The following is a 13,708-nucleotide window of genomic DNA, read 5'->3' as shown; positions in this document are numbered from 1 at the left end:
ATGACCGTCTGGGAACGGCTGCGCCCGTACAGCATGGTCGCGCCGGCAATTGTCGTCTTTGCCATGTTTTTTATCTACCCGATTTTTTACATGATGTACTTAAGCCTGTTCGACTGGAACTTCGTCAGCCCGACAAAAACGTTCGTCGGCATCCAGAACTTCGTCGATCTGCTGTCGGAGCCCGATTTTCGCCAGGTGCTGTCGAACACGACCCTTTATACGGTGCTGACGGTTACGCTGACGACCGGACTCTCCCTGTTCATGGCGATCTGGCTGAACCGCAGCGGCTTCTTCTACGGCCTGGTGCAGGGGGCGATCTTCAGCCCCCATATCATCTCGCTCGTATCGATTTCGCTCTTGTGGAGCTGGCTGATGGACCCCGAATACGGGCTCTTGAACTGGGTGATCGGCCTGTTCGGCTTCGGCAAGCTGGAATGGCTGTCCCATCCGAGCACCTCGCTGATCTCCCTGGTGATCGTGGCCGTGTGGAAAGGGCTCGGCTATAACACGCTCGTGTTTATCGCGGGGCTGCAGAGCATCCCGCAGGATATATACGAAGCGGCTTCCCTGGACCGCTCCAGGCCGTGGACGACGTTCACGCGGCTGATTCTGCCGATGCTGTCGCCGACGATCTTTTTCCTCGTCATCATCAATTTGATCGGGTCGTTCCAGGTGTTCGAGACGATCGCAATCATGACGCAGGGCGGTCCGGTCAACTCGACCAATACGCTGGTGTATTACATCTACGAGGCCGGCTTCCGCTTCTTCAAAATTGGGTATGCCTCGGCGGCCGGCGTGATCCTGCTGTTCATCGTCGGCATCCTGACCATCGTCTATTTCAGGCTGCTGTCCAGCCGCGTTCATTACCGTTAACCGGTAACAACTTCTGCTTCTATGATCTTAAAAAAGGGGGAAAACCGCGTGGAACCCGCAAACCGTGCTTTTGACGGGCATACCGTCGCTGTTCCCGGAGGACGCATGCTGGAAGCGCCGGGCAGACCTGCCCTTGTACGCTCCGCAGCCGTCCTGCTGCTGAAGGCGCTGAATGTGGCGGCGCTGCTGCTGCTGGTCCTCATCTTTGCCATGCCGTTTGTCTGGATGCTCTCGACATCCCTCAAAACGCTGCCGGAGACGATGATCTTCCCGCCGGAATGGATTCCCCGGAATCCGGTATGGAGCAATTACGCCTCCGCGTGGCAAACCGGGCCGTTCCTGCATTACATCACGAACAGCGCCGTCATTTCGGTGAGCATTTTGCTGCTGCAGATGTTGACGATCATTCCGGCTTCGTACGCATTTGCCAGATACCGGTTTGTCGGCTCCGGCTTTCTGTTCAGCCTGGTCATGGTGACGCTCATGATCCCGACCCAGCTCATCTTTCTGCCGGTATACTTGGAGCTGAGCGCCTTCAAGCTGCTGAACACCCATCTCGGGCTGATCCTCCCGTTCGCGTCCAGCGCGTTCGGCATCTTCCTGCTCCGGCAGGCGTTCCGGCAGATCCCGGAGGAGCTGGTGGAAGCTTCCCGCCTGGATCAGGCCAAGGAATGGAAAATCATCATCCGTATCATGGTGCCTATGGTGAAGCCGGTGCTTGTGACGTTTGCCCTGTTCAGCTTCATCGCGCACTGGAACGATTATTTTTGGCCGCTCGTCATGACGACGAACGAAACGGCGCGGACGCTGCCGATCGGCATCGCCAAAATCCGCGAGGTCGAGGGCGGCGGCACCTGGAACATCCTGATGGCCGGCAACGTCATTTTGGTCGCGCCGATTCTGGCCGCCTTTTTCCTGGCGCAAAAGCATATCATCAAAGCGTTTGTTTACAACGGCGTCAAGTAAGAGGGATGCTGTATGCCACGTGTACCACGTGTACCACAGTGACCATGAACGCAGGCTTACGTGTAAAAGAGCTGCTCCTTCGTCTCTCAGACGATATGGAAGCAGCTCTTTGCTTTTTTGGAGTTATCCAGTCTATAGATAGGGGTGACTTTAGGCTGCGAAAATGGATCACGGACGGCCGCTCAGCTCCTGTCACCTGGGGCGCCGCTTTACACGACGTCTGCGGCAAGTGTCGTAAGCGGGCCGTCTTCAGCGGCGATGTCCTGCAGATCATAGACCGAAATCGGGAACATCGGAATGCCGACATAATAGGGTGTGATCGCGTACAATGGGTAAAAGAGCACCAACGCCTTGTCGGCGAGGTGGAAATCCTGGTTAGGCGCGACCGTGATGCTTCCCGCATCCAGTACCGGAAGATTCCGCTCCTGCACCTGCTTCTTGACGGCGGCAGTCAGGACCGCTTGGTAAGGGGAGCCCGGTTTGAACAGGCTGGACAAGGTATAGGTGTTCCCCGTTTGCAAGGAAAAGGTCAATCCCTTGGCGATTGTGTATCCATGCGCCATCGGTGTGGAATAGGTGTAGTTGCTCAGCACGAGGCTGAGAATGCCGCGCTCGTTCGTTTTGATCTCGAAATTTCCGGTCGTTTCCGGCTGGCTTCCCGTCTGAACCGCCTGCTGGGCGCGCTGCATCTCCTGGATCGTACGGATGATCGTGTGGTTGATTTTGTTTTCGGCCGTTTTGTCGGCGAGCCCGGTTACCTGCGGATAGTGGATCACCGTGCCGGGGGCCGTAAAGGTGACGGTATGGATGGTGACCGGCGGTACGTATTGAGGCATGCGGTTCGCTCCAATCGTTGAATGGTATACACCAGCCTATTCCGGGGCTGGGCGTTCGGTGACGCGAATGGAGCGCGGGAGCATACTTCCACCTGAGGTCAGCCGATCTAATCGATATAATGTAATACGAGAACAGTGATCACGCCGCACTAAGGCGATTTTTCTGAACAGATTCAGTTTTTTTAAAAAAATATTCCGAAGCTCTGGTAACCTTACGGATCTGATATTGCACTATAGGGTTGAAACCAAGATCAAAGGGAGGAAAGTGGGTGTGCGGCAGATCATTGAACAAGCCCGGCAGGGAGACGGGGATGCGCTAAACCGTCTCTTCCGGCAGTATTATGCGATGGCGCATACGGCCGCATACGGAAAGCTGCAGGATCACGATTTGGCGGAGGAAGCGGTGCAGGAGGCGTTTGCGGAAGCATTCGTCCACCTTAGCCGGCTGCAGCAAGCGGACGCCTTTCCGGGGTGGCTGCGGACGATTGTGCATCGCCAGTGCTATCGCTTGATCCGCAGGAAGCCGCAGACTTCCGCGCTGGAGGAAGGGAAAGTGACTGCACCCGACCAGCCGGATATCGGAGAGGTCGTGGCGCGGCAGGAGCTGTACCGGATGCTTCACGATTCAGTCCAGGCCTTATCGCCCGGCATGCGGGAGGCGGTCCAGCTGTTTTATTTTCACGGCTATAGTCTGCAGGAAATTTCGGAGTATGCGGGAACGCCGGTGACGTCGCTCAAAAAGCGGCTGTTCGACGCACGCCGCAAGCTGAGGGGCACGCTGCCGGTCGCTGACTTCGCGCATGTATTCAAGCATTTACACGAAGGAGGAAAACGCATGCTGCATATTGTTAACGGCGATACGGTCGCCGAGACGCTCAAGCAGGGAGTCGTTCAGGGGGATATCCTCGTTTGGCGCGAGGTATATTCGGAAGGCCCGGTGTTTCTGGAGCCGGCGGAATCGGAGAGCCGTGCGGTCCGCGCGGGATACCTTGAGAAAGACATGGGCATCCCGGCTGATGAATATATCCGGAACTGCGAAGAGCAGGAGCAAAAACTGGCCGGATTCCGGCAGTATGACGAAATCGTGCTGTGGTTCGAGCATGACCTGTTTGACCAAACGATGCTGTCTTATTTGCTGCACTGGTTTGGACGGCAGTCCCTTGGCGGGACGAAGCTGAATCTGCTCTGTATCGGAGATTATCCGGGAGTCGGCCTGTTCCGCGGACTCGGTCAGTTAACGGCCAGTCAGCTGAAGTCGTTGTCCGGAACGTGGCATCATATCGGAGCGGAAGAGCTGAAGCTGGGGAGCAGGGTCTGGGAGGCATACACCTCACCTGATCCGATGAAGCTCCAGCAGCTATTGGAGGAGGACACCTCGGCGCTTCCGTTCGTGCGGGAGGCATTTGAGCTGCACCTGTCCCGTTATCCTTCCGTTTATAACGGACTGGGGATCGTGGAGCAGATGACTTTGGAAAAGGTAAGCGAAGGGATTCACTCGCCGCTGGACCTGTTCAGGCAGATCGGCGACCGGCTGCACGGGTTGGGCATGGGCGACCTGCAGTACTGGGATGTTCTGCGCAGCCTGTGTCAGGGCCCAAGTCCGCTGCTGACGCTGGAGGGGGCGGAATCCTTTCCAGGCTATGCGGGACCTTCTCCTGCTTTCCGGGACAGCAAGGTCCAGATCACAGAATGGGGGACCCGGGTTTTACGCGGTGAAGATTACCTGGAACGGTGCGGCATAGACAGGTGGTACGGAGGCGTTCATTTGAGCGGTGACCAGCCTGTGTGGCGTTGGGATCAGGATCGGAGAAGGCTGGTGAAATGCGGGGAGTAGGAACGGCCATCGGAGGCAGACGCCGTACTACCGGCCATAGGTTCAGATCATGACAAAGAAGCAGGCAAAATGCCTGCTTCTTTGTTTCGGTTCTTCCTAGAATCTGACCCTTTCCTTTGCATCCACGGGGACTTACTCGAAAAGAACCTCCTGATCCAGAAAGGTTTCCCTGTGCCTGAATTCCATAGGCTCTTCGAATGGGATCAGCGCGAAGTGCACAGTGTCCAGCTCTTCCGGCAAGCGGGGTTCAACGAGGAAGGACATGGAGCTGGCTCCTCCGCCCCCACGGGAACCACTGCGCTGTACGTTGTACTCTTCATTAGTACTCGTGACTTCGAGCTGAAGACGGGGATGAAAATCTGGTGAGTCGTTATCAATCTTCAACTGCCTAATCTCGATATGTACAATACTGCCATGCTCATGCTGCATCGCATGGGTGATCCTGTATTGGTACCCTTCCTGTACGGTCGTTTTCATAATCTGCAGGATGCCCTGCAGCTCGCCGGGACCGTCGGAGCGTGTACGATGAAACCCTCCGTTAATCGAATGAAACAGCCAATTCAAATAGGGAGGCTTCAAGCCGAATTTCGTTTCAAACTCCTTCATCACTTCCTTAGGCGGAAAACACCGGCGCCCTTTCGCCAGGGCTTTCCGGTGGTTGAGCAGCTCAATCAGCTGCGTATCGACCGCATGGATTTCCTCATCGTAATCATTGGGCACCGCCCGCAGTTCTGACCATCCCATGATCCAGTTCCTCCCTTATTGTCAATATACCATTAAAACATAAGTTTTCCTGATTATACCATAGGCTGAAAACTGAGATATGAAAAAGTATGGACAAGCAATAAGGCTTTGGACTGTAGCTCCTCTCCGCGATTGATGTATAGTGAACATAACATCATCAAGCGCTTGGCTTGGCCCAAGCTGGCGGACAAGGAGGATGAAGCGATTTTGCCTGAAATTAGAGGTTTTATCGGAACCCACGACAAGGACTGGGAGGACGAGCGGCAGTGGAGCCATCCCGATTTGGAAATCTCCGTCGTGTTGGAAGGAAGCGGGCGCTTTGTTCATGAACAGGAAGAAAGGCGGGTCGAAGCAGGGCATGTCGCGCTGATCCCGTCCTTATCCGCTCATTCTTTTCATGCGATGACCCCGATCCGGTTCGGGGTTGTGCTCGTTGACGGACTGCCGACACATGTACGTGAGCTGTTCGAACGGCTGATTGTCCTTGGCAAACCGCGCATTATTGCCTTATCCCGCCTCGACCAGGACCGCTACGAGCGGCTGTTCCGGGAATGGCTGAGGAGCCGTTCGTCTACGCTGAAAGAGCCGGTCCGAAATGATTTGGCCTGGATCGAAATTCTGCTGCTGTTTTTAAACGAGCATTCCCACCCGGACCAGCAGTCGTTCACGGTATCGCATACAGGCGATTATATTCGCCGGCATCTTCAAGAACCTATCGTCATCGGCAGCCTCGCGGAGATGGCCGGCTTATCGGAGGAAGGCTTCCGCAAACGGTTCTTCAAAGCCTACGGCATGACGCCCAAGCAGTATCAGCAGATGTGCCGCCTGGAAGAAGCCAAGTGGCTGCTCAGCTCGACGGACAAGGATATGCAGGCGATAGCCGAGCAGATCGGCTTTGCTCAGCTGCACTCTTTTTCGCTGTGGTTCAAAAAGACCGAAGGCTGTCCACCGTCAGAGTGGAGAACGAGGCAGCGCCGTGATCATCATTGAGGCAACCGGTCCGGTTTTGCGTAAATTGTGGTGGGTTTCGATTAACGACTTTCTCCTGAAGCAGGGGCTATGATGAGGGGGAATCTTCCGCTTCCGGCAGGAACGCGGTGATACCTTGAAAGGAGAGAGCGGTATGAACGTGACGATCGGAACGAGGGAGCTTGTGATGGGAAGCCGGTATTTGACCGAGCTGCGCAGCAGCAACGATATATTGGAGGACACGGAAGCGCTGAGATTGCGTCTGGCGGAGGAGGGATACCTGCTGATCCGCGGATTTCACGACCGCGAGCGGGTGCTGTCCGCAAGAGAGGAGTTTTTACGCAAACTCCAGGCCATGGGCAGATTGGAGCCGGGGACTCCGCTGGACGAAGGGCGCATTTCCCGAGACAACCGCAGCATGATGTGGGGCGGCGGCGCGGAAGAGCTGCAGGCGGACTTCCCCCGATTTTTGGATGTGGTGAACCATCCTTCGGTCCTGGATTTTTTTGACCGTCTGCTTGGCGGCAAATCGATGACATACGACTATAAATGGCCGCGGGCCGTAGCCCATGGCGGGAATACCGGCGCGCACTACGACGTCGTGTATATGGGAAGGGGTACCAAAAACGTATATACGATGTGGACCCCTTTCGGAGACACGCCGCTTGAGCTCGGAACGTTGGCCATGTGCCTGGGCTCCCAACATTTCAGCAAAATTAGGCAAACGTACGGCGAGATGGATGTGGACCGGGATAATGTCGCGACAGGCTGGTTTTCCGAAGACCCGGTGGAGATCGTCGATACGTTTGGGGGACGATGGGCCACAACATCTTTCGAAGCGGGCGATGCCATTATTTTCGGCATGTACATGATGCATACTTCGCTTAACAGCACGACGGACCGCTACCGGATCAGCTCAGATACCCGCTATCAGCTCGCATCGGAGCCGGTCGATGAGAGATGGGTGGGCCGCAAGCCGAAGGGACATTACGCATGGGGCAAAACGACGCCGAAGCCGGTCGCCGATGCCCGCAAGGAATGGGGGGTATGAGGGAGGCAAATTGCCGAATCTAACAATCGCCCCCCCTCCCACCTGACAAAAAGACACGATTGCCCGGAAAATAAAGCCGTCCCCAACAAATGTGCAGGTACATGGAAACACCTGGCCGTTTCCCTTCCAGGCGCCGCAGTTTACAATGAAAGCGTTATATTCCTGGATAAAAGGAGAACAGCCATGAACTTTGACCTGAACGTAGTACCCTTCAGCCGCAGAGAGACGTTTCTGGCGGTATCGCTGCTGCCTGAGGGTAAAAATAGACCAGCCGGGCTGTACCTGCGCACCGTCCGGGGCGGGGACGACAAGTTCGGGGAGGCATTCCGCATCGAGCTGCTGGATGACGCCGGTGAGCTTTTGCCGTTCACGGCCGAAGCCAATCCCGCGAGCGTGAAGCTGGCTACTCTCGATAGCGCTACTTATGCAGAGCTGTGCATATCGGACAGCCGCACCGCGCGCTTCCGGACCAGAGGCTGCGGCATCCGGCTGACGTTTCAGCCGGCGGCTTACGATTATGCCTACGAGGCGGTGCCCGGCAGCTGGGAAGTGAACAGCTTTACGCACGAATGCCGGTTTATGCTGACCCGTCTCGCTGGCTGCATGAAGATGGAAGTGATATGGGACAAGATCAAGAGCTCGCGCATCGTGGCTGAGTTCAGGCCCGACGGAGCCGCGGGTACGGCCGAATTCGCTATTGAAGAGTTCCGCACCGTGTGGAAGCCGCGGCCGGCCTGGGAGCCCTTTGAGGCGGCGGTGAAGGAAGCCGAGGCCGAATTTGCGGCCTGGCTGGATCACAGCCTTACGGTCCCGGCGCACTGGCAGGAAGGGCGGGAGCTGGCAGCTTACATTACGTGGTCGTGCCTCGTTCCGGCCGAAGGCTGCCTGACGCGCCCAGCGATGTACATGTCGAAGAACTGGATGACGAATATATGGAGCTGGGACCACTGCTTTAACGCCATGGCGCTGGTGCGCCACGATCCGAAGCTGGCGTGGGACCAGTACATGATCTTTTTTGACCGGCAGGATGAGAGCGGGCTGCTTCCCGATTTTATCAACGACAAGTACGAGCTGTGGAACTGCAACAAGCCGCCGATCCACGGCTGGACGCTCGGCTGGATGATGCGCCGGACCGATTGGATCGGCGAAGCGCAGCTTCGGGAGGTATACGGGCCGCTGTCCAAATGGACGGATTGGTGGTTCCTGTACCGGGACGGCGACGGCGACGGCATTCCCCAGTACAATCACGGCAACGATTCCGGCTGGGACAACAGCACGGCGTTTAATAACGGCATTCCGGTGGAAAGCCCGGATCTGTCGGCCTTTCTGATTTTGCAGGCGGAGCTTCTGGCCGAGATTGCCGGGCTCTTGGGGAAGGCGGAGGAAGCGGCGCGTTGGCGCCGGCTTGCCGGGGATACGCTGGACGCCATGCTAAGCCATTTCTGGAAAGACGGCCGATTCACGGCATGCCGGTCAGGGACGCATGAGCGCTCGCAAGGCGACAGCCTGCTGCTGTTCGTGCCGATCCTGCTCGGTAACCGGCTGCCGGAAGAGATACGGACCGCGCTGCTGCAGGGGCTGCGGGAAGAGGGCCGTTTCCTCACCGGCAACGGCTGGGCGACCGAAAGCGTCCGCAGCCCGTATTACCAGCCCGACGGCTACTGGCGCGGGCCGATATGGGCGCCGTCGACCATGCTGCTCGTGGAAGGCGCCGCGGCGGCGGGGGATACGGAGCTCGCCAGAGAGGTGGCGCAGCGGTTCTGCCGCATGCTGAACAAGAGCGGCATGGCGGAGAACTTCGACGCACTGACGGGGGAAGGGCTGCGGGACCGGGCTTTTACCTGGACGTCGAGCGTATTTTTGATCCTCGGGCACGAATACGGGGAGCTTTAGCGGGATCATGCACTTCTTCGGAAGGGACTTTTTGGAAAAGTCCTCCGGGGAGGTGCTTTTCCCGTTTAACGAAAGGTGCTTCACTTCCGCAAACAAGGCGCTTGGCCACGGATTTCTTGTAAGCGGTAACAATTGCGCGGCGAAAGGGCTCCGTCCCCTGTCCGTCCATGCTAGAATGCAAATAGACGACTACCGTGAAGAGGAGGGGATTCGCCATGAATATCCGCCGGCACGGACCGCTGCGGCGCTGGCTTCCGGCAGGAGCTTACCGCAGCATCCGGACCAAACTGCTCGTATGCTTTCTGATTGTGACGCTGATCCCGCTGCTCTCGCTCGGGGCGCTTTCTTACTACCAGTCCGCGAAGACGGTCAATTCCCAGTTCGGCCGTTACGGCGAGAACGCGGTGGCCCAGCTGCAGCAGCAGTCGGACTCCATGCTGGTCCGCATGAAGCAGATGAGCCAGACGATCTACTCGTATTTGCTGGATCCCGCCCATGCGGATCTCGGGAGCGATCCGCCGGTCACCTACGGCGAAATCATGGAGAAGAACGACTTCGAATCCGTCCTGAGATCGCTGGCTAACGACCAGACGGCCGGGATTTATATTATTACGCCCTCCGGTTATTACTACGGCGAAAATAACCTCGACGTCGGCAAGCTCACCGGCATTCCGGCCTGGAAGAGCATGCCCGACACGAATAGCGGCCCTTATTGGCTGGGCTTCTATATGCAGAACCATGCGATTTCCGCCTCGGAGCAAGCCGGTCCGGCGGTGCTGGGACTGGCCGTGCCGATCCGGAACCCGGGCGGCGCCCAGGACGGCAGCACGATCCTGATTGAGGAGGACGCACGGGAGCTGCTGCGCATGTTTCGTCAGTTCGAGGAGGACACGCAGGCGCATCTTTCGATCCAAGCGCCGGACGGCCGGACCATCTACGAAAGCACGGAATCCTTTTCGCCGAGAGATAACGATATCATCTGGGACAAGACACTGTCCGTCAATCATTGGAAGATCGAGGCAAGGCTGCCTGCCAAGGCGTTTTACCAGTCATCGGGAGTCATCCGGTCGAACACGGTCATCGTGGCGGTTTGGTCCTGCCTGCTCGCTTTCGGGCTGGCCTATCTGTTTACGTCCCGGTTTACGGGGCGCATCCGTTCCCTGAAGGAGTCGATGCAAAAGGTCAGCTTCGGCAAGCTGGACACGCGGGTTCCGGTCGAAGGACGGGACGAGCTCGGGAGCCTGGATATCAGCTTCAACCGGATGGTCAGCGGCGTGCAGTCGCTCGTCCAGGAAGTGGAGCGAAGCGAGCGCCTCAAGAAGGAGGCGGAGCTGAAGGCGTTTCATTACCAGATCAATCCGCATCTGCTCTTCAATACGCTGAACTCGATCCAGTGGAAGGCCAGGCTGGAAGGGGCGGAGGAGATCCGCCGAATGCTGTATCACCTGACGATGGTGCTGGAAGGCAACCTCGATATATCGCAGGAGCTCGTTACGCTGGAGCGGGAGCTGCGGATGATCGGGCATTTTTTGAAAATCCAGGAGATCCGCTATGGAGCCGTATTCCAGTATAAGCTGGACTGCGAGGAAGATCTGAAACGGTTTGTCATCCCGCGGATGACGCTGCAGCCGCTGTTTGAGAACATCTTTTTCCACGGCTTTACCGACGGGGCCGGGGTCATTGAGCTGCGCGTCCGGGAGCAGGGGGAGGAGCTGCTGCTGGATCTAAAAGACAACGGGGCTGGCATCAGCGAAGAGAAGCTTGCGCGGCTGTTCGCTCCGAATCCCGAGCCCCGCGGCCGCGGCGGTCTCGGCGTAAGAAACGCGGACCAGAAATTCAAGCTGCATTTCGGCCCGCGGTACGGACTTACGGTACGTTCAATCAAAGGAGAGGGAACATCGATACTGATTCGCTGGCCCAAAAAGGAGGAGCATCCGGATGGAGAACGCAAACAACCTGAAAGTGCTGATTGCCGATGACGAGAGCATCGTTCGCAAAGGTCTGAGATCGACGGTGCCCTGGGAGCGGTTCGGTATGGAGGTCGTGGCCGACGCGCCCAACGGGGCGAAGGCGTGGGAAGCCTTCAAGGAGCACCGACCGGACATCGTCATTACCGATATCGTGATGCCGGAGATGGACGGCATCGAGCTGCTGCGCAGGGTCAAGGAGGCTGAGGAACGGACGAAAATCATCCTGCTCAGCTGCCACCGGGATTTTGAATACGCGCAGCAGGGCATCCAGCTAGGGGCTTCGGGCTACCTTCTGAAGACCGCGTTTGAGGACGAAGAGCTGGAAGGGCTGCTGGAGAAGCTGCGGCGGGAGCTACAGCGGCGTCCGTCCCCGGCACCGCTGGACGGGGAGAAGCTGGAGGCGCTCCTGTTCGGCTGGCTCAGCGGCAGCAGCGGCAGATTTCCCGCCGAGCTGGAGCGGCTTCGCGCGGAGGCGTGGCGTTTCGGCGGCCAGGACGTGCATGTGTACCTTGTCCGGACGGAGGGCTGCGGCATGCCGTGGGCCGAATGGCTGAAAGCGAAGCAGCTCGTACACAGCTCGGGAAATGAAGCGGTCATCCCCTATGGCGGTGACGCCTGCTATTGGATCGTGCCGGAAGGGCTGCAGGAGGCGGCCAACAGCCTGCTGATCGAAGCCAAGGGCAGCCATAGCCTGCTGAAATGGTCCGCCAAGGGCCCCTTGGGCACCAGCAGCGGCATCGCGGAAGCGTTCCGCGCCCTGCATAAAGAGGCCGAGCTGGAACGAGCGTACGGCGTATCCGGCGGGGACTGGCCTGAGCCGATCCAAAAGGCGGTGCGGCTGCTTCATGAGCAGCCTGGTTCCGACTGGTCGGCGAGCGAGCTGGCGGAAGAGGTCGGACTCAGCCGCAGCCATTTTTCCATCCTGTTCAAAAAGACGGTCGGCGACAGCTTTATCGCGTTCCAATACAAGCGCAAGCTCCGGCTGGCCAAGGGACTGCTGCGGGATACGGACCTGACGATGCAGGATATCGCCGAGCGGACGGGGCTTGGCGACAGCAAATACTTCAGCAAATGGTTCAAGCGCTGCACGGGTCAAACTCCAAGCCAATTCCGGACCGTGCAAAAAGGCGAATCGGACCGGACAGTTTGACACCCCGCCCGAAAGTTCAAACAAAAAGACGCCAAATTGCCGATGATCGCACGTTTTGAACCGCTTTCAAAAGCGTTACGATGAAAGCGGTTCAAAAATGAGATGCCTCATTCGCGAGGGGAGCTGACAATATGAAAAAACAGGTTTCACTTATCGTTCTTGCAGCGGCGCTGATGATGTCACTGTCGGCCTGCGGCGGCAGCGGGGGCAAGGCCGAAACGGCCGGCCAGGGCGGCGGCTCCGGATCGGAGAAGACGCTGCGCTTTGCCACCTGGGATACGGGGGATGCGCTCAAAATTGAGCAGGACATCGCCAAGAAGTTCGAAGAAAGCCATCCGGGCACGAAGGTGCAGGTGGAGGCATACGCGGACGGCTTTGATCAGAAGCTCGCCGCGGGCTTCGGCGCCGCCAATCCGCCCGACGTCATGTACATGTGGGATTTTCCGACGTACCACCAGTCGCTGGAGCCGCTGGACAGCTATGCGGACAAAGACAAGGATTTAAATATTGACGACTTCTACAAGGGCCTGTTCAATTACGGCAAAATCGACGGTACCCTGTACGGCATTCCGGCGGGCTTTACGACGCGGGTGGTGTACTACAACAAGAAGCTGTTTGATGAGGCGGGCGTGCCGTATCCGAAGGACGGCTGGACCTGGCCCGAATTCCAGGAGATGGCCGGAAAGCTGACGGATAAATCCAAGAAGCAGTACGGCTTCGGCGTCCGCGCGGAGAATGACACTTACGATCTGCAGGGGTTCGTATGGAGCAACGGGAGCTCGTTCATTTCTCCTGACGGCAAGACGATCGACGGCTACATGAACAGCAAGGAAACCGCAGAGGCGATCCAGATGTTCGGCGACATGGTGAAGAACGGCTCGGCCGTGCTGACCGGCGGAAAGGGGCAGCAGAGCGGCGACGACATTTTCAAGGCAGGCAAAATCGCCATGTGGGAAAGCGGCATCTGGCCGCTGGAATCGTTCCGTCAGGCAGGTGTCGATGTAGGAACGGTTGAAATGCCGGCCTTCCCGGGCAAACCGGTCAAAGGCGTACTGGCTGAATCGGCGCTGTCGATCGCGAAGGATTCCAAGCAAAAGGATCTGGCCTGGGAGTTCATCAAGTTCTACGTATCCGATGCGTCAATCAAAATGCGGGTTGCCGACCTTCCGGTGCGTCAAAGCGTCGTGACCGAGCTGAAAAAGGACCAGGATCCGCTCTACAAGCCGTACTACACGATGCTGGAGCGTTCGGACAACACCCCGGCGTTCCTGTTGAATCCGAAGTGGAATGAGGTTAACCGGCAGCTTTCCGCCGCGGTGGAATCGGTCATGCACGGCAGCAATGCCCAGGATGTGCTGAACCAGGCCGTAAAGGACAGCGAGCGCTACATGAAATAATACCTGAAGAAAGAAGGTTTTTGAG

At 57.7% G+C, this 13,708-nt stretch carries 11 protein-coding genes; 9 read left to right on the top strand and 2 right to left on the bottom strand.

Annotated features, from left to right (window positions below):
* Together BCV73_RS22895 and BCV73_RS22890 are read left to right on the top strand one after the other, a co-directional pair.
* The gene (locus BCV73_RS22895; protein ID WP_089548644.1) at positions 1–873 is read left to right on the top strand and encodes a carbohydrate ABC transporter permease; all 873 of its coding nucleotides are present in this window, start codon (positions 1–3) and stop codon (positions 871–873) included.
* 105 nt (positions 874–978) lie between these two features.
* On the top strand, positions 979–1,839 hold the full coding sequence (locus tag BCV73_RS22890; protein ID WP_089550367.1) for a carbohydrate ABC transporter permease: 861 nt from the start codon (positions 979–981) through the stop codon (positions 1,837–1,839).
* A gap of 209 nt (positions 1,840–2,048) precedes the next feature.
* Here the strand turns inward: BCV73_RS22890 and BCV73_RS22885 are convergent, their stop codons facing one another.
* Positions 2,049–2,675: a DUF3298 and DUF4163 domain-containing protein gene (locus tag BCV73_RS22885; protein ID WP_089548643.1), complete on the bottom strand. Its 627-nt coding sequence runs from the start codon at positions 2,673–2,675 to the stop codon at positions 2,049–2,051.
* Positions 2,676–2,946: 271 nt separating this feature from the next.
* On the opposite strand from BCV73_RS22885, the gene BCV73_RS22880 reads away from it, so the two are divergent.
* Positions 2,947–4,509, top strand: a complete 1,563-nt coding sequence (locus BCV73_RS22880) for a sigma-70 family RNA polymerase sigma factor (protein WP_089548642.1) — start codon at positions 2,947–2,949, stop codon at positions 4,507–4,509.
* A 132-nt stretch (positions 4,510–4,641) separates the two neighbouring features.
* On the opposite strand, the gene BCV73_RS22875 is transcribed toward BCV73_RS22880, so the two are convergent.
* Positions 4,642–5,253 carry a hypothetical protein gene (locus tag BCV73_RS22875; protein ID WP_089548641.1) on the bottom strand — a complete coding sequence of 204 codons (612 nt, stop codon included), beginning with the start codon at positions 5,251–5,253 and terminating at the stop codon, positions 4,642–4,644.
* Positions 5,254–5,388: 135 nt separating this feature from the next.
* Here BCV73_RS22875 and BCV73_RS22870 point away from each other — a divergent pair, with 135 nt between their 5' ends.
* The 6 genes from BCV73_RS22870 to BCV73_RS22845 all read left to right on the top strand — a co-directional run bounded on the left by BCV73_RS22870 (position 5,389) and on the right by BCV73_RS22845 (position 13,683).
* Positions 5,389–6,243, top strand: a complete 855-nt coding sequence (locus BCV73_RS22870) for an AraC family transcriptional regulator (protein WP_089548640.1) — start codon at positions 5,389–5,391, stop codon at positions 6,241–6,243.
* Positions 6,244–6,376: 133 nt separating this feature from the next.
* On the top strand, positions 6,377–7,273 hold the full coding sequence (locus tag BCV73_RS22865; protein ID WP_089548639.1) for a phytanoyl-CoA dioxygenase family protein: 897 nt from the start codon (positions 6,377–6,379) through the stop codon (positions 7,271–7,273).
* Between the two features lie 183 nt (positions 7,274–7,456).
* Positions 7,457–9,166: an amylo-alpha-1,6-glucosidase gene (locus tag BCV73_RS22860; RefSeq protein ID WP_089548638.1), complete on the top strand. Its 1,710-nt coding sequence runs from the start codon at positions 7,457–7,459 to the stop codon at positions 9,164–9,166.
* A 215-nt stretch (positions 9,167–9,381) separates the two neighbouring features.
* Positions 9,382–11,145, top strand: coding sequence for a cache domain-containing sensor histidine kinase (locus tag BCV73_RS22855; protein WP_089548637.1), 1,764 nt, complete (start codon positions 9,382–9,384; stop codon positions 11,143–11,145).
* On the top strand, positions 11,105–12,286 hold the full coding sequence (locus BCV73_RS22850; RefSeq protein ID WP_089548636.1) for a response regulator transcription factor: 1,182 nt from the start codon (positions 11,105–11,107) through the stop codon (positions 12,284–12,286). The genes BCV73_RS22855 and BCV73_RS22850 overlap by 41 nt, the downstream gene beginning before the upstream one ends.
* 131 nt (positions 12,287–12,417) lie before the next feature.
* On the top strand, positions 12,418–13,683 hold the full coding sequence (locus tag BCV73_RS22845) for an ABC transporter substrate-binding protein (protein ID WP_076175655.1): 1,266 nt from the start codon (positions 12,418–12,420) through the stop codon (positions 13,681–13,683).
* Positions 13,684–13,708 lie beyond the last annotated feature (25 nt).

It is taken from the genome of Paenibacillus sp. SSG-1, assembly GCF_002224835.1.
Classification (GTDB): Bacteria; Bacillota; Bacilli; order Paenibacillales; family Paenibacillaceae; genus Paenibacillus_AQ; species Paenibacillus_AQ favisporus.
This window is presented reverse-complemented; position numbering and strand designations above follow the sequence as displayed.